Genomic DNA, 22360 nt, shown 5'->3' on the forward strand with positions numbered 1-22360 from the left:
GTTATTCTCAAAAATTTGGGTATGGTAAAGGGTTTGGTGAGTCTGAGCTTACAAACAACTGTGACTCTAGCAGCAAATGTTCTGAAGAAGAACATCAAAAAAACAGAAGATCTGAGTTTATTGTTGTTAAAAATTAAACAACAAAACATCCTATAAAAACAAAAAAGAGGAAGCTAAAAAAGCTTCCTCTTTTTTATATAAAAAACTGTAATCTATTTATTTTCTATCCCTTTAAATATAAAATCTGTTAACTGCTTTTCTATCTCTATTGGGTTTACTTTTATATCATCGTTGGTAATCATACTAAACAACCAACGCATAGATGAGAAAAACATAAACGTTGCAAACTCACCATCCATTTCTCTTAGTTGCCCTTCACTAATACCTTCTTCAATGATTTGACGCACGGTATACATATAATTACTTCTTTTTTCCTTAAACTCCTGTAATTTATCTCCTTTTAAATTACGCCACTCGTATACAAAAAGTGCTACCTCATAAGGCTTGTTTATTGCATATTGGGCGTGCTTAGATATTACAAACTTTAACTTTTCTACAGGAGAGTAAGATGACTCTACAATGTTTTCTAAATAAATAATAAATTCATCTAAAGTTCCAAAAATATAATTTTCTAATAAAGATTCTTTAGAATCTATATAATTGTAAACATTAGCTACTTCAAAATTTAATTCATGAGCAATGTCTCGCATTGTGGTGGCTTTAAAGCCTTTTTCACTTATTAACTTAAGTGTCTTTTCAAAAAATAATTCTTTTTTTGTCAATTTTTTCATAGTAAATAGGTTGTTAATATGGGGAGTATTAATTTTAATAATAATTACAATATTATATCATAAGTCAAATATATGAACATACGTTAACTTCACAAGCATTGCTGTGTTAAAAAACAGTAGAATTAAAGTTTTTTTTAACAACAAAGAATACAAACAACAACCAAGAGGTTAACTAAGTTTAAATAAAAAAAACTAAAGCCACTACAAAAAGATAACTTTATTAGCTTTTAATACTTCTTTTAAAACCAAAAGAGACGTATTTTTGTAGTATACTTTAGACTTCCAAAAAAAATGCAAAAAACATTTATAAAAACAGCTAAATTATCTTTAATATTGGTGTACTTGGTTATTATTGCTGGTGCAGTAGTAAGGATGACAGGTAGTGGAATGGGATGCCCAGATTGGCCAAAATGTTTTGGACAATATATACCGCCAACTAACATTACCGAATTGCAATGGCAGCCGTTTTCTTTTTTTAAAAAAGGAGAAGTAATTATAGTAGATAAAACATTACAGGTTGCCACTAAAGATGTTACAACTAAAGCCCAGTTTAACATTAAAAATTGGGAAGCATATACCAAACATGACTACGCAACCTTTAATGCCACACATACTTGGATAGAGTACATAAACAGACTTTTTGGTGCATTAGCAGGATTAGCTACCTTGGTTTTAGCCTTGCTATCATTAAAATATTGGAAAACTAAAAAAATAGTAACCTTACTTTCTTGGGCTATAGTTTTTGCTATGGTTTTTCAGGCTTGGTTAGGGGCAACAGTAGTCTATTCAGTTTTAAATCCCGTTAAAATAACTGTACATATGGTTATGGCTTTAGCCATAGTTGCAATGTTGCTCTATTTAATTTATACTGTAAACAAAACAGTAAACAATAAAACTCAAGACAAAAAAACCAAACAATTAATAATTATTACTTTACTATTAACCTTAGTACAAATAATACTAGGCACACAAGTAAGGCAAATGGTAGATGACCAAGCAGATATAGTTGGCGAAACCGCTAAACATCTTTGGTTAAACAATGTTACTATTACTTTTTACATTCACAGATCTTTTTCTATTATTGTACTACTATTAAACGTATACTTGTTTTACAGAATACACAAATTAAAATTAGGATTAAGTAAAATAAACTGGGTATTATTATTGTTATTGCTAGAGATTATAACTGGTGTAGCTATGAATTATATTCATTTTCCGTTTGGTAGCCAAACACTTCACCTAGTTTTAGCCTCATTACTATTTGGAGTTCAATTTTATATGGTATTAGAACTAGCAAATACGGCTAAAAGAGATAAAACTTTGTAACTTTGCAACCCGCAAAATTTAAAAAATGATTTATAAAATTAGAATTATCTTAGATGCTAAAGATGATGTATTCCGAGATTTAGAAATTGAAGATAGTAATACTCTAGAAGATTTACACAACGCCATAACACAAGCTTTTGGTTTTTTAGGAAGCGAAATGGCATCTTTTTATACTTGTGATGAAGAATGGAACCAAGACGAAGAAATTGCACTTTTTGATATGAGTGAAAATGGTTCTGATGTTAAACTAATGAACGAAATATTTTTAGAAGATATACTTACTGAAAAAACACCTAAACTAATTTATGTGTATGATTTTTTAAGTATGTGGACTTTCTTTGTAGAGCTTGCTGATATTGTAGATAATGAAGACGGTATAACCTACCCTAATGTATTGTTTAGTTTTGGAGAATTACCAGATAGTCCGCCAGAAAAAAACTTTGAAGCAGACAATTTAGAAGGTGATGATTTTGATGAAAATTACACAGACGATCTAGGTAGTTATGAAGATTTAGATTTTGATGAAAATTGGAACTAATTTTAAGTACAAATAACATACTTTTACAAATACTAATTATAAAACTATATACCATTGATAAATTTATATTCTACTCAAATAGAAAGTATTTCTATACACCGTGTGGGCAATAAAAATAAGGGTGAAGGCGCCTTTTTATCTAGTCAGCCGTTTACTTTAAATGATGAAACTACTGGACTTTTAAAAGAGTACTTTTTTAAACCATTTAGAGAAAAAGAAGAAAACTATTTTAAATTTACAAATGAGGTAGATGTAGAGTTTAATGAAATATACAAATTAGCTGCAGAAATTTTTGATGCACCAGAAAGCTGCCATTCAGTTTCTAAAAAAATAGCTACCCACCTTTTTGAGCAGTCTAACCACCCACATATTAAAAGTGGAGAATTATATGTAACTCACCTTACCGATGTATTATTAGATAACAGAAAAATTGATGCAATTGGTATATTTAAAAGCGAGCTTAAACACGATTTCTTACAACTAATAGAGGACGGAGAAAACATAGATATTAATATTTTACAGGGTATAAACATTAACAAGCTAGATAAGGGTTGCCTGATTTTTAACTCACATAAAGAAGAAGGTTATAAGGTTTTATCTGTAGATAGTAACCGTTACGATACCAAGTATTGGTTAGAAAACTTTTTGGGGGTAGATGCTTTAGCTGATGAAACATTTTATACTAAAAATTATTTAAAATTTTGTCAGAACTTTGCAAAGGATGTGGTTTTACCTGCAGAAGACAAGCAGCAAGAAGTATTATTTATGAACAAGGCTGTAAATCATTTTGCAAAAAATGACAATTTTGAAGAAACCGAATTCTTAAATGAAGTAATGGAAAACCCTGAGTTAATACCAGAGTTTAAACATTACAAAGTTGAAAAAGGTCCTAAATTTAGTGTAGAAGACGTATCTAACTTTAATATTGCTAATAAAGCAGTATCTGATGTTCGTAAAAAAATTAAAAATGTTATTAATTTAGATACCAATATTCAAATAAAAATGGACTTTATAAATCCAGAATCTGCAGAAAAATTTGTAGAAAAAGGTTGGGATGAAGAACGACAAATGTATTACTACTTAGTATATTTTAATAAAGAAGAAAAAAACTAAAAACTAACTAAAAATTAGCCTTTAGTTTTTAAAATGTATTGGTAATGGAGCATAAGATTAATTTATTTTAATTCTATGTTCCATTATTTGTTTCATACTTACATCTTCATAATTACGCTTCACAAAATCTAAAGCCAAATCTAATACTCTTCCCATTTTACGACATTTTTTAAACTGCATATCTAAAGTTAATTCATAAATGTGCTCTCTTAACATTTTTATGTTTTCTGGAGAAGAAATAGTATCTTTTTTACAAATTGCTCTTAACTTTTTAATTCTAGTCCCAGAACTTATAATTCGTTTTGCTACAATAGAGCGCTCCTCTAACTTATACTGGTCTACAGAGCTAATTAACAGTTTTTTACGAACTAATTCTACCATCTGAAAATTTTCTTTAAAAAACTGAGGTCTGTATACTTTTAAATTACCTTCAAAACATTGCTGGTCAAAATCTATTGCTCTAATTCTGTAAACTACATGATCAAAATCATGTACTGGTACAATAACGTAATTGTAGGATCTCATATCTCCTAACAACCTTATCATACAACGTTCATTAAACTTAACAAATTCCTTTGCAAGTTGTGCTTTTTCAGACTCTGTACATTTTGGCAACATATCTTTAATAAAAACATCTCCCGGAATACCAGATATATGCTCTTCAATTAAAGTATCTTTATACACCAAAAAGTTAAGGTTATAAGGAGAAAGCATATGCTCTAGCTCTAAACCATAAATTCTAGATGCGTCTGTTTTTTTTACATAAAAGTAGGTGAAGTTATCATTTAAAATATTACGTACCTTTATTCTAAATGGCTTAGAATTACCAAATGTACAGAAGTCTACAGCATCTACATTTAAATATTGTATAATATTATCTCCACCATCAGAAAGTAATATGGAGTATACTTTTTTAAGGCTCAAATCTATTTCTGCTCTATCAAATTCAGAGTAGTATACACGTACCCACAAAGTATCATTATCATCAGCATCATATACAACTACAGACCCAGAAAAACGTAGTAAATCTTCATAAAAAATAGGAATTTCAATTTTTCTATTATAATATTCTAAATAGGCATCTAAATGACTACTTACTGGGTAAGCTGGCTTTTTTTTAGACATTAATTTTTTTTCGGACATTGTAGTTTACGTTTTCAATAAAAATAGAAAATTACTTGAGATAAAAAAGAAATAAATACTATTTGTTAACTATCAGTTATAACATATTACAACAATTAATAGCACATATACAACATATATTTAGAAAATGTAAATTGTATGGTTTTATTTGTTATACCATATAAAATACAAAATGAACCATACTAAATCCTTTAAAAAGTTAAGCGTACTTTTATTTTTAATATTTAATTATTTTGGATACGCTCAATTAAGTGATTTACACTACCTACCACCGCTAAAGCAAGGAGGAAATAACCAAGCTGTAAGAGAACAAGCCGTGTATTTATCTACACCAGAAACTACTGCTTTTACTGTAAACGTTTACCAAGGTACAATTGCTGCTCCTATAGCTACTTTAACTATATCTAATGGAGCTCCTGTCACTTACAATTTAACTAATGGAGATAACGATATTACTTTAGTTAAAAATGCCAATACGGGTATTGTTTTAACTCAAAGTGGATTACGTTTTGAATCTCCTGGTGGAGAAAAATTTTATGTAAATTACAGAGGTAGCTCTAACTCACAATCTACATCGCTTACCAGTAAAGGTAGGCAAGCAATGGGGCAAATTTTTAAATGGGGCGGTATTCCTAACCGAGGTACACACAACAGCTTAACAAACTCATTAGGTATTATGGCTACAGAAGACAACACCGTTGTAACATTATCTGGCTATGACCCTAATACTGAGTTTAGATTAGGAAATAGTGCTGGCGGCATAACAGATGATACATACCAAGTAACTTTAAATGCAAATGAAAGTTTTGTATTTGAAGCCTATGTAAAACAGACCACCGCAAATATTGATGGTTGGCTAGGTGCTACTGTACAAGCAACTAAAAATATTGTAATTAGTAACGGTGGTTTAAATATTGCTGTGCGCACCGGAAATTCTAGTAGAGATGCCGCTATAGACCAACCTGTACCTCAAAACAAAATAGGTAAAGAATATGTTTTTATTCGTGGTAATGGTAATAACGAAACAGAAAAACCAATAATTATTGGTACTCAAAATAGTACTGATATATTTGTTAATGGATCTGCAACACCTATTGCTACTATAAACAACGGAGATTATTTTGAAATTCCAGATAGCTATTATTCTAGTAATGCAGCTGGTGGCAATATGTTTGTAACAACTTCTAAAGATGCATATGCTTATCAATCTTTAGCTGGTGGTACCTCTATAGTTACAGTAGGCTTAAACTTTGTTGCTCCAGTAAACTGCTTACTTCCAGATAGTTTAAATAATATTCCAGATATAAAAGATGCCGCTGGCATTACAATGAATGGTGGGGTTACAATAATTGCCTCTACCACTACTCCAGACGGTAATATAACTGTTACAGATGGTAACGGAAACGTTACACTACCAGCTGCAACGCCAGTAACCGGTTCTCCAGATTGGAAAACCTTTTATGTTCCTAACTTAACAGGTAATGTTTCTGTACAATCTACAGGACCTATAGCTGTTGGGTTTTTAGGTTTTAATGGCGCACGTGGTATTGCTGGCTATTTTTCTGGTTTTGATACAGTTCCTGAAGTAGATTTGCAAGTAACTGGTGGAGGTTGTTTACCTGGCTCCATAATACAAGTGGTAGATGCCAATTTTGATGCATATCAATGGTTTCAAAACGGAACAGCTGTGCCTGGTGCAATATTCTCTAGCTACACACCTAATGAAGCAGGAGATTATTTTGTTAGGGTAACCAAAGGTGGTTGTACCTATGATTCTCAGCCAATTGCTGCTTATTATTGTTTGCCAGATATTGTTGTTAAAAAAACAGCCAATGTAAGTTCTGTTTTAGAAGGTGATGTTTTTGAGTTTAAAGTAACTGTAGAAAGTCTTGGTATTAATGATGTTACCAACATAAAAATCACTGATGTTATTCCCGCTGGTTTAACATTACTATCTGCTAGTCCTAGCGTAGGAAGTTGGTCTGCTCCAGAATGGACAATAGGAACTCTTAGTCAAGGAGAATTGGTATCTATTATTTTAGAAGTTAGGGCAGATGAATTACCTTTTAATTCTAGTACAACATCTTACACTAATACAGTTACCAACTCCCAAGACCAAGTGGATAGTAATACTACAAGTGATGATATGTCGGAAACTGTTAGCATAGTAAATAATGAAATTACATTAACCAAGTCTGCTCTACCTGCACCAGACGGATCTTATGATTCTCTAAACGAGCAAATTACATATGAGCTTATTGTAACCAACAACGGACCAAACGCATTAACCAATGTAACTATATCAGACCCTATTGCAGATTCTGGTAGTATTACTCCGGCATCTATTGCTACATTAGCCCCATCTGCATCTGCAAGGTTTACATTAACACATAGTATAAATAATGCAGAGCTAATGGCTTTAATGGTAACAAATAGTGCTAAAGCACAAGCAGAATTACCAAATGGTTTTAGTATTTCAGATACCTCTGATGACCCAAGTGATAGTACTGATTTTGATATAAATAGTGATGGAGAACCAGATGATGTTACCATTGTTATTTTAGGTAGACCTAAAACTGTAATTACCAACAGAAGAATAACACATAGAGTAAAACTTAATTAAAGTTAACAATCATTTTTTGTAAGACATTGTAACAAATTCTGAAGTAGTTCGTCATATGATAATAACAATCATAAAACCAACTACTTTTGAAAACAATTCTTAAAGTTCAAAATCTAACAAAAAAATACGGGTATTTAACCGCGGTAAAAGACTTATCTTTTACAATTGAAAAAGGCAATGTATATGGCATATTAGGTCCAAACGGAAGTGGAAAATCTACAACCCTGGGGATTGTACTTAATGTAGTAAATAAAACATCTGGAGATTTTAGTTGGTTTGATGGGAGCATAAATACGCACCAATCTTTAAAAAGAGTTGGGGCCATTATAGAAAGGCCTAACTTTTACCCATATATGACTGCCGTACAAAACTTAAAGCTAGTTTGTAAAATTAAAGAGGTAGATGAGTCTAAAATTGAAGAAAAACTAGAGTTAGTTGGACTTTTAGATCGTAAAAATAGTAAGTTTAAAACCTATTCTTTAGGTATGAAACAACGCTTAGCCATAGCCTCTGCCCTACTTAACGACCCTGAAATACTTATTTTAGATGAGCCAACAAATGGTTTAGATCCACAAGGAATTCATCAAATTAGAGAAATTATAAAAATTATTGCTGCTCAAGGAACCACTATATTACTAGCTTCTCACTTATTAGATGAAGTAGAAAAAGTGTGTAGCCACGTAGTTATTTTAAGAAAAGGAGAAAAATTATATTCTGGTAGGGTTGATGAAATGATTGTTAGTCATGGCTTTTTTGAGTTAAAAGCAGAAAACAATGAAGCACTTTTATCATTTTTAAAACTAAATCCTAATTTTAGTAATGTTAGAGAAGAAAGTGGTTTAATTATAGCAGATTTAAAAGCTGAAATAAATGCCTCAGAATTAAACAAAGAGCTGTATAATAATGGTATAATTCTATCTCATTTAGTAAAACGTAAAGAAAGCTTAGAAGAGCAATTTCTAGAGCTTACAAAAAACCAGTCTAACTAATTACAACAATCAAAAAAACTAAAAAATATGTTACGTTTACTACAAATAGAATTTATAAAATTATGGAATAACAGAGCTAGTAAAGTTCTTATACTATCTTATTTTATTTTAATGATACTTATTGCTGGTATTTCTATGATAAAAGTTGATTTTGGTCCATTAAAATTTCATATAGCAGATGTTGGTATTTTTAATTTCCCATACATTTGGCATTTTAACACCTTTATGGCTGCTTTTCTAAAAGTATTTTTAGCAATAGTTATTGTATCTATGATAGCTAATGAATACAGTAATAAAACAATAAAGCAGAACCTTATAGATGGTCTATCTAAAAAAGAATTAATACTTTCTAAATTTTTAACAATAGGTGTATTTTCGTTAGCATCTACTGTTTTTATATTTTTAATTTCTTTGTTTTTAGGTTTAATTTATTCAGACTTTAATGAGTTTTCTATTATATTTTCTGATTTAGAGTACTTAGCTGCCTACTTTATAAAGCTTATTGGTTTTTTCTCTTTTTGCTTTTTTGTAGGTATTTTGGTAAAACGCTCTGCTTTTGCTCTTGGCTTTTTATTTATATGGTTTATTGGAGCAGAAATTATTCCTTACACTTATTTAGCATCTAAATACTCTAAAGAATTAGCAGATAATGTAACTAGTTTTTTCCCTTTTGGATCTATGTGGAGTACAATAACAGAACCTTTTAGCAGGTTAAATGTTATAAAATCTGCCGCACAGCAAGTTGGTGAAGATATCACTAGAGACTACAGTGTACAGCCATTACAATTGGTAATTGTATTATGCTGGACCGCTATTTTTATATATTTATCATACGCTTTGTTAAAAAAACGAGATTTATAAGTATATTTAAGCGTTTTAGAGAACGCTTTTATGAAACCAACCACTAAACTACTACTTGCAATAGCTATGTTATTGCCCCTGCTCTCTTTTAGTCAAACACAGGCCTCTAATTGGTATTTTGGAGAAGGTGCTGGTTTACGTTTTAATGGTGATGGTAGCGTTAGTGCACTTACAGACGGTAAATTAAATACAACAGAAGGTTGCGCAACAATATCTGATGATACTGGGAACTTATTATTTTATACTGACGGCATACGTGTTTTTACAAAAGACCATACAATAATGCAGAATGGTACGGGCTTGTATGGTGATCCTTCTAGCTCGCAATCTGCATTGATTGTTCCCAACCAAAAAGACACTAATATTTTTTACATTTTTACTGTAGATACTAGTGTTTTTGAAGCAGACCCAGATTATGGCCTTAATTACTCTACTGTAGATATGTCTTTAGATGGTGGAAAAGGTGCTGTAACCTCTAAAAACGTTAGACTGTTAGATTACTGTTCTGAAAAAATTACAGCGGTACTTAAAGATTGTTTTGATAAATCTGTTTGGGTAATTACCTATGCTACCAATGATGGTAGTGAAGGTGTTTTTGATACATTTCACGCCTTTGAGGTAAATGATACTGGTGTTGTTACTACCTCTGTAAAATCTAAAGTAAGTAGTTTTATTTCTGATAAAAGAGGTTATTTAAAACTCTCTTCAGATGGTACTAAAATGGCATCTGCTAATGTTAGTCAGGGTTTATATTTGTACGATTTTGATGCAGACACTGGTGTGCTCACAAATGAACAACGCATAAACATTAATGCTCCAAATAAGGATCCATACGGACTAGAGTTTTCGCCTAATAACGAGTTGCTTTACGTACATACTTACAATGCTCAACAAGGATTAACCACAGAAACATCTAATCTTTTGCAATACAATTTAATGGCTCCTAGTATTTCTGCTAGTGAAGTTGTTTTAGATGACAGAAATATTTACCGTGGCGCATTACAACTAGGTGAAAATGGTAAAATTTACAGAACCATTGCTACTAATTATGACCAAGGTACACAATATTTAGGCGTAATAAATAACCCCAACCAAATTGGTAATGCTGCCAACTACCAACATAACGCTGTTAATTTACAAGGTAAGTTTGCGACACAAGGCTTGCCACCTTTTATACAGTCTTTTTTTGCTAAAGAAGATTTGGTAAAAAACACAGACGGTAGTACCAGTCCGTCTTTAACTATTTGTGAGGCAGATAACTTTACGCTAGAAGTGGATAATCTTCCTGGAGCAACTTATACTTGGTCTTTAAATGGAGTTCCAATAACAAATAATAGTAATATATTAAATGTTACTAATGCTACATTAGCAGATGCAGGAAAATATGCATTAGAAGTAACTCCTGCAGACCCATCTGAGTGTCCTATAATTGGGGAAGCACAAGTAACTATAAATCCGTTACCTATTGTTATAAATACCACTTTAACGCAGTGCGATTTAGATACTGATTCTACAGATGGTTTTGCTAGCTTTAATTTAGAAGAGGCTAGTTTTTATATATCTAACGGTATAGCAGAGAATACGGTTAACTTTTATGCTTCTGTTGCAGACAGAGATGCCAATTTACCTATAACAAACCCTGTTGGTTTTACAAACACAAACTTTAAATACCAAACAATTTATACCAGTGTTACTAATGAAAATGGTTGTATTGCCTATGCCGAACTTTATTTAGAGGTACAACCTACTACTAGTAGTTTACCTACAAAACTACCCTATTACGCTTGTGATAGTAATCCTTTTGATACGGAAATAACAGGTGTTTTTAATTTAGAAGATATAAAAACTTTAGACTACCCAGGCTTAGAGGTTAATTTTTATGCATCTATCACAGATGCATCTTTAGAATTAAACCCAATTTCTGGTGAAAATTACATTTCTACTAGTGCTACATTATATGCTAGATTAGAAGCTAGCAACCAATGCCAAGGTGTAGAAGAAATTACTTTAATTGTACAACCAACCCCAGAAGTTGTTATTAATAACGAGTATTTTTTATGTACAGACAATCCTGTTTTAGAGCTTAATGCAGAAGCTGGTTATGACGTTTACAATTGGTTTAAAATTGAACCCAATGGTACAGAAAATTTAATAGGCACCACTGCCAATATTACCATTAGCACTGTTGGTGCATATAAGCTAGAACTTGGTTATAGCTATAATGGAGGTGCACAAATATGTACAAATTATAAAGATTTTACTGTTACACCATCTAATATTGCTATTATTACTAATGTAGAGGTTAAAGATTTAAGTAACAATAATAGCATTGGTATTATTGCTACTGGAGATGGCGATTATGAGTATGCTATTTTAGACCCTCGCGGACCATACCAAGATAACAATACATTTACCAACGTTCCTGCTGGTATTTTAGAGGTTTTTGTAAGGGATAAAAATGGTTGTGGAACTACAACTCCTTTTGAAGTGTCTGTAATTGGCTATCCTAAAATGTTTACTCCAAATGGCGATGCCATTAATGATACTTGGCAGATTGATGGTATTAGTGCTACATTTTTGGCCAAAAGTGATATTTATATTTTTGATAGATATGGTGTACTTGTTGCCAAAATTGACCCTAGCTCTAATGGTTGGGATGGTGATAGTAAAGGTATCCCGGCTCCTGAGTCTGATTATTGGTTTAGAGCTAAACTTGAAAACGGTAGAGACTTTAATGGTCATTTTTCTTTAAAACGATAAGCTGCGCTAGGGATTGAAGTGGCACCACGTATTTGCCGATAGGCAAAACGGAGTATAGCGTAAAGCCCGCCCGAGCGTCCAAAATACATTGCTTATTTGTATGCTTTTATTGCGGTATTTGTTACTTTTAATCTATGAAATTTAAAGTTGTATCAAAATTTGAGCCTACTGGCGACCAACCACAAGCAATTAAAGAGTTGGTTAAAGGGGTAAATGAAGGAGAAAAACACCAAACATTGCTGGGGGTTACGGGTTCTGGCAAAACGTTTACAGTGGCCAATGTGGTAGAAAAGGTACAAAAACCTACATTGGTTTTAGCACATAATAAAACCTTGGCTGCGCAATTGTATTCTGAGTTTAAACAGTTTTTTCCAGAAAATGCTGTAGAGTATTTTGTGTCTTATTATGATTATTATCAACCTGAAGCGTATATACCTACTACCGGTACTTTTATAGAAAAGGATTTATCTATTAATGAAGATATAGAGAAGTTGCGATTAAGTGCTACATCTTCTCTACTTTCTGGCCGTAGAGATGTTATTGTTATTGCGTCTGTATCTTGCTTATACGGTATTGGTAACCCTGTGGAGTTTCAAAAAAATGTAATTTCTATAAAAAGAGATCAGATTATATCTAGAACCAAATTTTTACACCAATTGGTACAAAGTTTATACTCTAGAACTACTGAAGATTTTAGAAATGGAAACTTTAGAGTTAAAGGAGATGTGGTAGATGTTTTTCCTAGTTATGCAGATCATGCGTTTAGAATTCATTTTTTTGGTGATGAAATTGAAGAAATTGAAGCTTTTGCCCCATTACACAACAAAGTATTAGAGGTATATGAGAATTTAAATATTTACCCAGCTAATATGTTTGTTACATCTCCAGATATTTTACAAAATGCCATACACGCTATACAGGCAGATATGGTTAAACAGGTAGATTATTTTAAGGAAATTGGTAAACATTTAGAGGCTAAACGCCTTGAGGAACGTACTACGTTTGACTTAGAAATGATACGTGAACTTGGGTATTGTTCTGGGATAGAAAACTACTCTAGATATTTGGATGGAAGACTCCCAGGAACTAGACCCTTTTGTTTGCTAGATTATTTTCCGGATGATTATTTAATGGTGATAGATGAGAGCCACGTTACTGTACCACAAGTACATGCTATGTATGGTGGTGATAGAAGTAGAAAAGAAAACTTGGTTGAATATGGATTTAGATTACCAGCTGCTATGGACAACAGGCCATTAAAGTTTGAAGAATTTGAAATGATACAGAACCAGGTAATACACGTAAGTGCTACTCCTGCAGATTATGAATTGCAGTTAAGTGGTGGTGTATATGTAGAGCAGGTTATTAGACCTACAGGCTTACTAGACCCTATTATAGAAATAAGACCAAGTTTAAACCAAATAGATGATTTGGTAGAGGAAATACACTTACGTATAGAAAAAGATGAGCGCACTTTAGTTACTACGCTTACCAAACGTATGGCGGAAGAATTAGCTAAATATTTAGACCGTATTAGTGTACGTTGCCGTTACATTCACAGTGATGTAGATACGCTAGAACGTGTAGAAATTATGCAAGACTTACGTAAAGGTTTGTTTGATGTACTTATTGGTGTAAACCTTTTAAGAGAAGGATTAGATTTACCAGAGGTGTCTTTAGTTGCAATTTTAGATGCTGATAAAGAAGGCTTTTTACGTAGCGCACGTTCTTTAACACAAACAGTTGGTAGGGCTGCCAGAAATGTGAATGGTAAAGCTATTATGTATGCTGATAAAATTACAGCTAGTATGCAAAAAACTATTGATGAAACCAACTATAGAAGAGAACGCCAAATTGCTTACAACACTAAACATAATAAAAAGCCTATGGCTTTAAATAAAAGTTTGGATAGTGCTTTGTCTCAAAACTCTGTTTCTACATACCATTTTGAAAAAGAAGAAATGCGAGCTGCAGAGCCAGATATGGCGTACTTAACAACAGACCAAAAAGATAAAATGATACGTGAAAAACGTAAAGCTATGGAAAAAGCTGCTAAAGAATTAGATTTTATGCAAGCGGCTAAATTAAGAGATGAAATAAAAGCTTTACAGGAAAAATAAAAAATGCCCTAAGTAATTTTACTTAGGGCACTTTACAAAAACTAACCAACCAAATCTAATATTGCTTTGTACTAGCATACAAAACAATATTTAAACTTTATTAAGCAATCTCTATTAACCTTTTTGGCTTAGGTAATGCTTCTTCTTTTTTAGGCAAAGTAAACTTTAGAATTCCATTTTTATAGGTTACGTTTATACTATCATCATTAATAGTATCTGGCAAACTAAAGGTTCTTTTAAAGCTTTTTACACTAAATTCTTTTAATGAGAACTTTTCGTTTACATCTGTTTTAACCTTTTCATCTAACACAGATACAGATAAAATATTTTTATCTATTTCTATATTAAAATCTTCTTTTTCTCTGCCTGGAGCTAATAACTCCAAGGTATAATCTTTTTCGTTTTCCTTAATATTTACTGGCGCAGTGTTAGATGTATTATTCTCTAAACCTCCATACCAATCTGTATTTAGTATTTCATTTAATAATGATGGAAAAACTGTATTTCTTTTAACTAAACTCATAACTAACAATTTTAAATTTTAATAATTTTCTTGTTATGTTACTTTTCAAATGTTATACCAACCTATAAATAATGACTTTTTGACATATTTAAATGATATTAAAGTGACAAAAAGACATATTTAGAAATGTTGGGCACGACAAATTGTGCTACAACAAACTATAAAGTAAGAGCAGTTAACGTTAAGTATTAAAAAAGTGAGGTAATTAGTTTTGCTGAGCCTTAAATGCCTCTTCTATTACAGCTAAAGGAACTTCTTTATTTGGGTAATTATGCATAATAGATAAAACTTGTTGTATGGCCATTGGAGATAATCCCATACCTAAACCTAATTTGTGAAGTTTGTTAATTTCTAATATAGATTGTTTTTCATCTACATTCATTAATTTAACTAGATTAAAAAAATGACTAATTTTTTCTGCTTCTGTACCTGGCTTTATACGCTCTATTTTTGCTTCAAAAAGAGAATCTAACACCACAGCATCTACACCTAAGTCTTCTGCAACTTCTACTAAAAAGTCGTACTCAGATTGTACAAGGCCATCAACCTTAGCCAAATCAATTAAATCTAATAATACACTAAGTTTTTTTAAATAATTGGTTTTTACAGACATAGCTAAATTTATTGGCAGCAATATACTGCATTTTATAAAAATCATCCAAAAAATTGTCTAGAAAATGTATAACTGAAGCATATCTATGTATCAATGGTATATTTATAGTAACTTTGTGCAAAATAATATAGTTATATATGACAAATAATGATGTCCTAAAAAAATTGAGAGTAGCACTTATGCTACGTGATGATGATATTGTGGAAATTTTAAAACTAGTGGACTTTAAAATTTCTACAAGTGAACTTGGTGCTTTTTTTAGGAAAGAAGATCATCCTAAATATATGGAGTGTGGAGACCAAATTCTTCGTAATTTTTTAAACGGACTTGTAATTTATTTGCGAGGATCTAAGGATAACCCAACTACTCCTGCTGAAGCTTTAGCTAAAAAAGGAAAAAGTACCCTACCAAAGAAAAAAATATACGCCAACAACAAACCTAAACCTATTTACAAAGATAAGGTTAGAGAAAAGAACAGGTCTCAGGATCTTAGCAATGTAAAGTATAAAAACAAGAAAAAATAATATATTTTTTTAGCATAAAAAAAGGGACAATCTTTAAGATTGTCCCTTTTTTAGTATTACTGTTTTTAGCTTAAGCCAAAACTTCTTTTACTTTATCTGCAGCTTCTTGGAACTGTACAGCAGACTGTACATCTAAACCAGAATTGTCTATTAATTCCTTAGCTATATCTGCATTAGTACCTTGTAAACGTACAATAATTGGCACATTTATAGTTCCCATATTTTTGTAAGCATCTATAACACCTTGAGCAACACGGTCACAACGTACAATACCACCAAAAATATTAATTAAGATTGCCTTTACAGCAGGATCTTTTAATATAATTTTAAAAGCAGCCTCTACACGTGCAGCATCTGCAGTACCACCAACATCTAAAAAGTTAGCTGGCTCACCACCTGCTTGCTTAATTAAATCCATAGTTGCCATTGCTAAACCAGCACCATTAACCATACAACCAACGTTACCGTCTAAGTCTACATAGTTTAAGCCTAATGCTCCAGCTTCAACCTCAATTGGATTTTCTTCACGCAAATCTCTCATTTCTGCGTATTGCTTTCTTCTGTATAATGCATTATCATCTATAGATACTTTAGCATCTACAGCCATAATTTTATTGTCTGATGTTTTTAACACTGGGTTAATTTCAAACATACTAGAATCACTTTCTACATAAGCTTTGTATAAAGAAGCAACAAATTTTGTCATTTCTTTAAAAGCTACACCAGATAAACCTAAGTTAAAAGCAATTTTACGCGCTTGAAAACCTAGTAAACCTGTTGCAGGATCTATTTCTTCTGTAAAAATTAAGTGTGGAGTTTTTTCTGCAACTTCTTCTATATCCATACCACCTTCTGTAGAATACATAATCATATTTCTACCAGTAGCTCTGTTTAATAAAACAGACATATAAAATTCTGATGTTTCACTCTCACCAGGATAGTAAACATCTTCTGCTACCAAAACTTGGTGAACTTTTTTACCCTCTGCAGAAGTTTGCGGTGTAATTAGGTTCATCCCAATAATGTTACCTGCAATTTCTTCTACTTCGTTTAAGTTTTTGGCAAGTTTAACTCCCCCACCTTTACCTCTACCACCAGCATGTACCTGTGCTTTAATTACATGCCATCCAGTGCCAGTTTCTTCTGTAAGTTGCTTTGCAGCAGTTACAGCTTCTTGTGCGTTATGAGCAACAATGCCACGTTGTATACGTACGCCAAAGCTTGCTAAAATCTCTTTTCCTTGATATTCGTGAAGGTTCATATATATTAGGTATATTTTGTTCTGGTACAAAAATAAGAAACCAAGGTCAATTTCTCTAATTAATTTTAAGTTAGCTTTATATAATTATAGTGTATAATTGTAAATAACACTTAAAAATGTTTTATTTATAACAAATTGTTATTTTTTAATAATATTGCAACTATATTTTTTGAAGCTACCAATAACTATATTAATTTTGCTTTATAATATTTAAACAATTTACACATGCAAGCATCCGATTTATTAAAAATTGCAAAAACATACGGTGATCCTGTTTATGTTTATGATTCGGAAAAAATAGTTTCCCAATACCAAAGATTAACAAATGCATTTAAGGGTGTAAAAAAATTAAAACTTAACTATGCTGCTAAAGCATTGTCTAATATATCTATTTTACGTCTAATGAATTCTTTAGGTAGTGGTTTAGACACCGTATCTATACAAGAAGTAGAGTTAGGTCTTTTGGCCGGTTTTAAGCCAGAATCTATTATTTATACGCCAAACGGAGTTTCATTAGAAGAAATTGAGAAAGCTGCTGCTTTAGGTGTACGTATTAATATAGATAACTTATCTGTTTTAGAACAATTTGGTAGCAAACACCCTAATATCCCTGTTTGTATTAGAATTAACCCGCACGTTATGGCTGGTGGAAACTCTAATATATCTGTAGGCCATATAGATTCTAAATTTGGAATTAGTATTCATCAAATACCACATTTATTACGCATTGTAGACCTAACTAAAATGAATATTAATGGTATACATATGCATACTGGTAGTGATATTTTAGATATTGACGTCTTCTTATACGCTTCTGAAATACTTTTTGAAACTGCTAAAAACTTTAAAAATCTAGATTTTATAGATTTTGGTAGTGGTTTTAAAGTTCCTTATAAAACTGGTGATATAGAAACTAACATTGAAGAACTTGGACAGAAACTAAGTGCAAAGTTTAACGATTTTTGTAAAGAATATGGTAAAGAATTAACCTTAGCTTTTGAACCTGGTAAGTTTTTAGTGAGTGAATCTGGTTTCTTTTTAGCAAAAGTAAATGTAGTTAAACAAACAACTTCTACCGTATTTGCGAGTATAGACTCTGGTTTTAACCATTTAATTAGACCTATGCTTTATGGCTCTTCTCATGAAATATTAAATATCTCTAATCCTGAAGGAAGAGAACGTTACTACTCTGTTGTAGGTTACATTTGTGAAACCGATACTTTTGCTAGCAACCGTAGAATTAATGAAATATCTGAAGGAGATATCCTATGTTTCCGTAACGCAGGTGCTTATTGCTTTACCATGGCTAGCAATTACAACTCTAGATTTAGACCACCAGAGGTATTATGGCACAATGGCGAGGCAATTTTAATAAGAGAAAGAGAAACTTTTGATGATCTTATTAAAAACCAAATAGATGTAAAAAATTTATTTTCTAAAAAAGAAGTGAAAAAAGAAAAAGCCACTGCTAAGTAAGCAGTGGCTTTTGCCTTTAACTAACTAAACTTACAAACTTTCTTCTAACTTATTTTCTAATTGTTTATTAAAATCAGATTCAAATTTTTCTTTAAAATTAACCTCTAACTCTAAATTACCTTCTGCATTTTTCTTTACATTTAATTTATTTATGGTTGATGCAATTGTCAATACACTAACAGTTTCTAGTGCCTCTTTACCCGCTTTATAACTTCCAACATTTTTAAGACTTTGTAGTAAACTAGAAAAAAATTGCTGCATCTGAAATTTTTCTATTTTAGAATCTTTTACCTCTTCTAGTGCTGTATTTACCAATGTAACACTAAAAGTATTTTTTAAATAGTCTTCTATTTCCCTCTGCATTCTTTTTAGCTCTAAAGGTGTTGTTACCAATTCATCTTTAACTTCAAAATATGTACTATCTGTTAAAATATCAACAAAACGTACAAAATTTACAATGCTAATACACGCTATATCTGTAATTTGAACATAACTAATTTTTTCACCAGAAACCAGCACCACAATACTATTTTCTAAATTTATTTTTATTGGACTCCCTTCTAAAAACAAACCTGTAGTTAAATGTAAAGAAACAACGGCTTTACTTTTTTGATTAATAATTGTATTATGTTCTACAATTTTTTCCAAAATAACTCTTGGAGTTTCTACCAATAAAGACGGAAAAAGTTTTTGTATATTCATCTTAACTTTTTTTATTTATACAGCAAAATTATAAGCATTAGAACACCTACACTACCCTTGTTTTAGTAAAAACCAATCACGGTAAACAGGGAGTATAGTATATTTGTAAAATAATTTTTTATATTTTTCGTTAGCTTTGTTAAGGTTGATGGACTAAAAACTAAAATATTTACTATGAAATTAAAATCTATAAACGCTTTACAAATTTGTGCTATATTCTTTTTAGCATTTACATCTTTTACAATAAATGCTCAAGAAGTAAAATGGCTTAGCTGGGAAGAAGCTATAGAGCTAGCTGCAAAAGATAAAGAGCCTAAAAAAATGTTTATAGATGTTTACACAGATTGGTGCGGATGGTGTAAAAAAATGGATGCAGATACATTCCAAAATCCAGAAGTAGCAAAATATATGGCAAAAAACTATTATATGGTAAAGTTAGATGGTGAACGTAAAGAGCCATTAGAATACAAAGGACAAACTTACAAATTTGTTGCATCTGGAAGAAGTGGTTATCACGAGTTTGCCGCTGCTTTAATGCAGGGAAAAATGAGCTACCCTACAACAATATTTTTAGATGAAAAACAACAAATGTTATCTCCTGTACCTGGCTACCAAAAACCAGAACCGTTTTTAAAAATAGCAAAGTATTTTGGTGAAGATATACACAAAACCAAAAAATGGGCAGAGTACGACACTAAAACAGAATAACAATATTTAAAAAAATAGAAAAGCGCTCTAAATTAGAGCGCTTTTTTTATGTATTATTTTTATTGTTCTAAAGTTTTACCCTGAGTAACAAAGGATAGCCCTTGTTGGCCTTTAGTTGAGATAAAAACACCTTCAAAAAGTGGATTACTAGTTTGGTTGTTTATTTTCCAATTAAAAATAAAGTTCCCTCCTGTGCCACCATCTTTATTATGCTCATCTATAACAATAGCTAAGCTCTCCATAGGAGCTATATATATTGGTTTTGGAGTATAATTACGTATAGATTTACCCACTGTATTAAAATACTCTGCTTGCAAGATATACAATGTATCTGTACCACTTGTGTTACGCAAATTTATTGTTGCAGTTAAGTCATGTGTTGTATGCTCTGACTGACTATAAACTTGAGAATAAACAGATAAATATGTTTTTCCTGTTTTTAAAGAATCAGATACTTTATGTCCTACGCTTCTTTTGTTCCAGTTAATAGTACTTATTGTTGTAGTTTCTTTTGACTCTGTACAAGAACCAAAAGTTAATACTAAAACCAAAATTAAAACAGCGTTTTTCATTTATACTTAATTTAAATACTAAGTTACATAAAATATAGTTTTATAATCTAGTTTACGCTTTAGCGAAATACTTTTTTCTAAACCAAAAAGATACTCTAACTAATAGAATTAATGCTGGTACTTCTACCAAGGGTCCAATTACACCAGTAAAAGCCTGACCAGAATTTAATCCAAAAACAGCAATAGCAACAGCAATAGCAAGCTCAAAATTATTACCGGCAGCTGTAAATGCAACTGCTGTAGTTTTATCGTAACTAGCACCTGTTGCTTTTGTAAAGAAAAAACCAATTATAAACATTAATGTAAAGTATATTAATAATGGTATAGCAATAATTACTACATCCATAGGTATTTCTACTATTAACTCTCCTTTTAAAGAGAACATTAGCACAATAGTAAACAGTAATGCAATTAAGGTTAAGGGTGAAATTGTTGGTATAAACTTAGTATTGTACCATTCCTCTCCTTTTAATTTAACTAGTATTAATCTACTTAAAATACCAAGCAGAAAAGGAATTCCTAAGTAAATAGCTACACTCTCTGCAATTGCTCCAACCGAAATGTCTACAATAGCACCTTTAAAACCAAAATAAGGAGGTAAAACAGTAATAAACAACCACGCATAAAAACTATATGCAAAAACTTGAAAAATACTATTTAAAGCCACTAAACCAGCTCCGTACTCACTACTACCCTCTGCTAAATCATTCCATACAAGAACCATTGCTATACAACGCGCTAAACCTATTAAAATAAGTCCAACCATATATTCTGGATAATCTTGTAAAAAAATTATAGCCAAGAAAAACATTAATACAGGTCCAATAATCCAGTTAAGAATTAAAGAAATAGATAATATTTTTGTGTTTTTAAACACTTTTGGTAGGAGTGCATAATTTACTTTTGCCAGTGGTGGGTACATCATTACTATTAGCCCAATTGCTATTGGAATATTTGTTGTACCACTACTAAAAGAATCTATAATCCCCGGAAAACTTGGTACAAAATAACCTATACCTACACCTAGTAACATTGCAATAAAAATCCACAATGTTAAGTAACTATCTAAAAAACTTAATTTTTTACCCGCCATTATTTCTTAATATTTGAAAAGATATAAAACATTTCTGCAGCAATTTGCGTGCTTCTTTCTTGGTATTTTTCTGCTTGTTGTGGTGTACCATCAAAAGCTTTTGGATCTTCAAAAGTTATAGGAACACGTTTTTCTGCACCTGCAATAAACGGACAACCACCATCTGCTTGCGAGCAAGTCATAATTGCAGCAAATTCTGAAGCAGGATTAAATTCTGCATCATACTTTTTAGAAAAGCCAATAATAGGTGCTGCATTAACACCGTATTTAATGCTGTAAATAGGATTTTTAGTATCCGCTAGTTTTTCAATTTTAAAACCAGCATTAGTTAATGTTGTTGCTACCATAGGAAAAAGAGCCGTAGCCTCTGTACCACCAGAATAACACGTAACATTATTAAGATTAAAATAAGCCGCCATTGTTTGCGCCCATACTTGAGACAAGTGACTTCTTCTAGAATTATGTGTACAAATAAAATTTAAACGTATGTCTTCATTTTTAGTTGCTTTTTCTTGTATGTAATCTGCCAATGGTTGTAAAATTGCTTTACGCTCATTACTAACTTCTACTTTTTTTAAATCACCAATAAAGGAGTTAATTTCTTCAAAAATCATTTTTAAACTT

General features: G+C 31.5%; 20 protein-coding genes. 11 read left to right on the plus strand and 9 right to left on the minus strand.

The annotated features are described in order from the left end of the window. Positions 1-212 precede the first annotated feature (212 nt). Positions 213-791 carry a TetR/AcrR family transcriptional regulator gene (locus BFJ87_RS00005; protein ID WP_077398378.1) on the minus strand — a complete coding sequence of 193 codons (579 nt, stop codon included), beginning with the start codon at positions 789-791 and terminating at the stop codon, positions 213-215. A gap of 291 nt (positions 792-1082) precedes the next feature. Here BFJ87_RS00005 and BFJ87_RS00010 point away from each other — a divergent pair, with 291 nt between their 5' ends. Genes BFJ87_RS00010 through BFJ87_RS00020 form a run of 3 tightly spaced genes read left to right on the plus strand, consistent with a single transcriptional unit; the run spans position 1083 to position 3768 of the window. Beyond that, positions 1083-2117 (plus strand): COX15/CtaA family protein, encoded by a 1035-nt coding sequence (locus tag BFJ87_RS00010; protein ID WP_077398380.1) that lies wholly within the window; start codon positions 1083-1085, stop codon positions 2115-2117. 25 nt (positions 2118-2142) lie between these two features. Next, positions 2143-2655, plus strand: a complete 513-nt coding sequence (locus BFJ87_RS00015; protein ID WP_077398382.1) for an IS1096 element passenger TnpR family protein — start codon at positions 2143-2145, stop codon at positions 2653-2655. 54 nt (positions 2656-2709) lie between these two features. Then, positions 2710-3768 (plus strand): nucleoid-associated protein, encoded by a 1059-nt coding sequence (locus tag BFJ87_RS00020; RefSeq protein ID WP_077398384.1) that lies wholly within the window; start codon positions 2710-2712, stop codon positions 3766-3768. Positions 3769-3825: 57 nt separating this feature from the next. Here the strand turns inward: BFJ87_RS00020 and BFJ87_RS00025 are convergent, their stop codons facing one another. After that, a complete protein-coding gene (locus BFJ87_RS00025; RefSeq protein WP_077398386.1) occupies positions 3826-4911 on the minus strand; it encodes a hypothetical protein in 1086 nt (361 codons plus the stop codon). Between the two features lie 172 nt (positions 4912-5083). Between BFJ87_RS00025 and BFJ87_RS00030 the strand changes: the two genes are divergently transcribed. The 5 genes from BFJ87_RS00030 to uvrB all read left to right on the plus strand — a co-directional run bounded on the left by BFJ87_RS00030 (position 5084) and on the right by uvrB (position 14264). Further along, positions 5084-7534 carry a DUF11 domain-containing protein gene (locus BFJ87_RS00030; RefSeq protein ID WP_077398388.1) on the plus strand — a complete coding sequence of 817 codons (2451 nt, stop codon included), beginning with the start codon at positions 5084-5086 and terminating at the stop codon, positions 7532-7534. Between the two features lie 86 nt (positions 7535-7620). Then, complete coding sequence (locus BFJ87_RS00035; protein ID WP_077398390.1) at positions 7621-8523, plus strand: ABC transporter ATP-binding protein; 903 nt, start codon at positions 7621-7623, stop codon at positions 8521-8523. 27 nt (positions 8524-8550) lie between these two features. Further along, positions 8551-9384, plus strand: a complete 834-nt coding sequence (locus BFJ87_RS00040) for an ABC transporter permease (protein WP_077398392.1) — start codon at positions 8551-8553, stop codon at positions 9382-9384. 30 nt (positions 9385-9414) lie between these two features. Next, positions 9415-12144 (plus strand): T9SS type B sorting domain-containing protein, encoded by a 2730-nt coding sequence (locus BFJ87_RS00045; RefSeq protein ID WP_077398394.1) that lies wholly within the window; start codon positions 9415-9417, stop codon positions 12142-12144. A 134-nt stretch (positions 12145-12278) separates the two neighbouring features. Next, on the plus strand, positions 12279-14264 hold the full coding sequence (gene uvrB / locus BFJ87_RS00050; protein ID WP_077398396.1) for an excinuclease ABC subunit UvrB: 1986 nt from the start codon (positions 12279-12281) through the stop codon (positions 14262-14264). Positions 14265-14364: 100 nt separating this feature from the next. On the opposite strand, the gene BFJ87_RS00055 is transcribed toward uvrB, so the two are convergent. Together BFJ87_RS00055 and BFJ87_RS00060 are read right to left on the minus strand one after the other, a co-directional pair. Beyond that, on the minus strand, positions 14365-14787 hold the full coding sequence (locus tag BFJ87_RS00055; RefSeq protein WP_077398398.1) for an Hsp20/alpha crystallin family protein: 423 nt from the start codon (positions 14785-14787) through the stop codon (positions 14365-14367). Between the two features lie 205 nt (positions 14788-14992). Next, positions 14993-15445, minus strand: a complete 453-nt coding sequence (locus BFJ87_RS00060; RefSeq protein ID WP_245799566.1) for a TerB family tellurite resistance protein — start codon at positions 15443-15445, stop codon at positions 14993-14995. A gap of 92 nt (positions 15446-15537) precedes the next feature. Here BFJ87_RS00060 and BFJ87_RS00065 point away from each other — a divergent pair, with 92 nt between their 5' ends. Next, positions 15538-15924: a DUF1456 family protein gene (locus BFJ87_RS00065; RefSeq protein ID WP_077398402.1), complete on the plus strand. Its 387-nt coding sequence runs from the start codon at positions 15538-15540 to the stop codon at positions 15922-15924. A 70-nt stretch (positions 15925-15994) separates the two neighbouring features. On the opposite strand, the gene sucC is transcribed toward BFJ87_RS00065, so the two are convergent. Next, entirely contained in the window at positions 15995-17185 is a 1191-nt protein-coding gene (sucC, locus tag BFJ87_RS00070) for an ADP-forming succinate--CoA ligase subunit beta (protein ID WP_077398404.1), read from the minus strand. Positions 17186-17410: 225 nt separating this feature from the next. Here sucC and lysA point away from each other — a divergent pair, with 225 nt between their 5' ends. After that, positions 17411-18661 (plus strand): diaminopimelate decarboxylase, encoded by a 1251-nt coding sequence (gene lysA / locus BFJ87_RS00075; protein ID WP_077398406.1) that lies wholly within the window; start codon positions 17411-17413, stop codon positions 18659-18661. 30 nt (positions 18662-18691) lie between these two features. Here the strand turns inward: lysA and BFJ87_RS00080 are convergent, their stop codons facing one another. Beyond that, positions 18692-19363 (minus strand): hypothetical protein, encoded by a 672-nt coding sequence (locus BFJ87_RS00080; RefSeq protein ID WP_077398408.1) that lies wholly within the window; start codon positions 19361-19363, stop codon positions 18692-18694. A gap of 174 nt (positions 19364-19537) precedes the next feature. On the opposite strand from BFJ87_RS00080, the gene BFJ87_RS00085 reads away from it, so the two are divergent. Next, positions 19538-20071 carry a thioredoxin family protein gene (locus tag BFJ87_RS00085; RefSeq protein ID WP_077398410.1) on the plus strand — a complete coding sequence of 178 codons (534 nt, stop codon included), beginning with the start codon at positions 19538-19540 and terminating at the stop codon, positions 20069-20071. A 59-nt stretch (positions 20072-20130) separates the two neighbouring features. Here BFJ87_RS00085 and BFJ87_RS00090 read toward each other — a convergent pair whose 3' ends face one another. Genes BFJ87_RS00090 through BFJ87_RS00100 form a run of 3 tightly spaced genes read right to left on the minus strand, consistent with a single transcriptional unit; the run spans position 20131 to position 22350 of the window. Further along, positions 20131-20643, minus strand: coding sequence for a DUF3124 domain-containing protein (locus BFJ87_RS00090; protein WP_077398412.1), 513 nt, complete (start codon positions 20641-20643; stop codon positions 20131-20133). Between the two features lie 52 nt (positions 20644-20695). Continuing rightward, positions 20696-21736: an ACR3 family arsenite efflux transporter gene (arsB, locus tag BFJ87_RS00095; protein WP_077398414.1), complete on the minus strand. Its 1041-nt coding sequence runs from the start codon at positions 21734-21736 to the stop codon at positions 20696-20698. After that, positions 21736-22350, minus strand: coding sequence for an arsenate-mycothiol transferase ArsC (locus tag BFJ87_RS00100; protein ID WP_077398416.1), 615 nt, complete (start codon positions 22348-22350; stop codon positions 21736-21738). The genes arsB and BFJ87_RS00100 overlap by 1 nt, the downstream gene beginning before the upstream one ends. Positions 22351-22360 lie beyond the last annotated feature (10 nt).

The organism is Cellulophaga omnivescoria, from assembly GCF_001999725.1.
Lineage (GTDB): Bacteria > Bacteroidota > Bacteroidia > Flavobacteriales > Flavobacteriaceae > Cellulophaga > Cellulophaga omnivescoria.

Bases quoted from the DNA above. Each gene is read 5' to 3' on its own strand.
- BFJ87_RS00005 (WP_077398378.1), bottom strand. From the start codon at position 791: ATGAAAAAATTGACAAAAAAAGAATTATTTTTTGAAAAGACACTTAAG.
- BFJ87_RS00010 (WP_077398380.1), top strand. From the start codon at position 1,083: ATGCAAAAAACATTTATAAAAACAGCTAAATTATCTTTAATATTGGTG.
- BFJ87_RS00015 (WP_077398382.1), top strand. From the start codon at position 2,143: ATGATTTATAAAATTAGAATTATCTTAGATGCTAAAGATGATGTATTC.
- BFJ87_RS00025 (WP_077398386.1), bottom strand. From the start codon at position 4,911: ATGTCCGAAAAAAAATTAATGTCTAAAAAAAAGCCAGCTTACCCAGTA.
- BFJ87_RS00030 (WP_077398388.1), top strand. From the start codon at position 5,084: ATGAACCATACTAAATCCTTTAAAAAGTTAAGCGTACTTTTATTTTTA.
- BFJ87_RS00040 (WP_077398392.1), top strand. From the start codon at position 8,551: ATGTTACGTTTACTACAAATAGAATTTATAAAATTATGGAATAACAGA.
- BFJ87_RS00045 (WP_077398394.1), top strand. From the start codon at position 9,415: ATGAAACCAACCACTAAACTACTACTTGCAATAGCTATGTTATTGCCC.
- uvrB (WP_077398396.1), top strand. From the start codon at position 12,279: ATGAAATTTAAAGTTGTATCAAAATTTGAGCCTACTGGCGACCAACCA.
- BFJ87_RS00055 (WP_077398398.1), bottom strand. From the start codon at position 14,787: ATGAGTTTAGTTAAAAGAAATACAGTTTTTCCATCATTATTAAATGAA.
- BFJ87_RS00060 (WP_245799566.1), bottom strand. From the start codon at position 15,445: ATGATTTTTATAAAATGCAGTATATTGCTGCCAATAAATTTAGCTATG.
- BFJ87_RS00065 (WP_077398402.1), top strand. From the start codon at position 15,538: ATGACAAATAATGATGTCCTAAAAAAATTGAGAGTAGCACTTATGCTA.
- sucC (WP_077398404.1), bottom strand. From the start codon at position 17,185: ATGAACCTTCACGAATATCAAGGAAAAGAGATTTTAGCAAGCTTTGGC.
- lysA (WP_077398406.1), top strand. From the start codon at position 17,411: ATGCAAGCATCCGATTTATTAAAAATTGCAAAAACATACGGTGATCCT.
- BFJ87_RS00080 (WP_077398408.1), bottom strand. From the start codon at position 19,363: ATGAATATACAAAAACTTTTTCCGTCTTTATTGGTAGAAACTCCAAGA.
- BFJ87_RS00085 (WP_077398410.1), top strand. From the start codon at position 19,538: ATGAAATTAAAATCTATAAACGCTTTACAAATTTGTGCTATATTCTTT.
- BFJ87_RS00090 (WP_077398412.1), bottom strand. From the start codon at position 20,643: ATGAAAAACGCTGTTTTAATTTTGGTTTTAGTATTAACTTTTGGTTCT.
- arsB (WP_077398414.1), bottom strand. From the start codon at position 21,736: ATGGCGGGTAAAAAATTAAGTTTTTTAGATAGTTACTTAACATTGTGG.
- BFJ87_RS00100 (WP_077398416.1), bottom strand. From the start codon at position 22,350: ATGATTTTTGAAGAAATTAACTCCTTTATTGGTGATTTAAAAAAAGTA.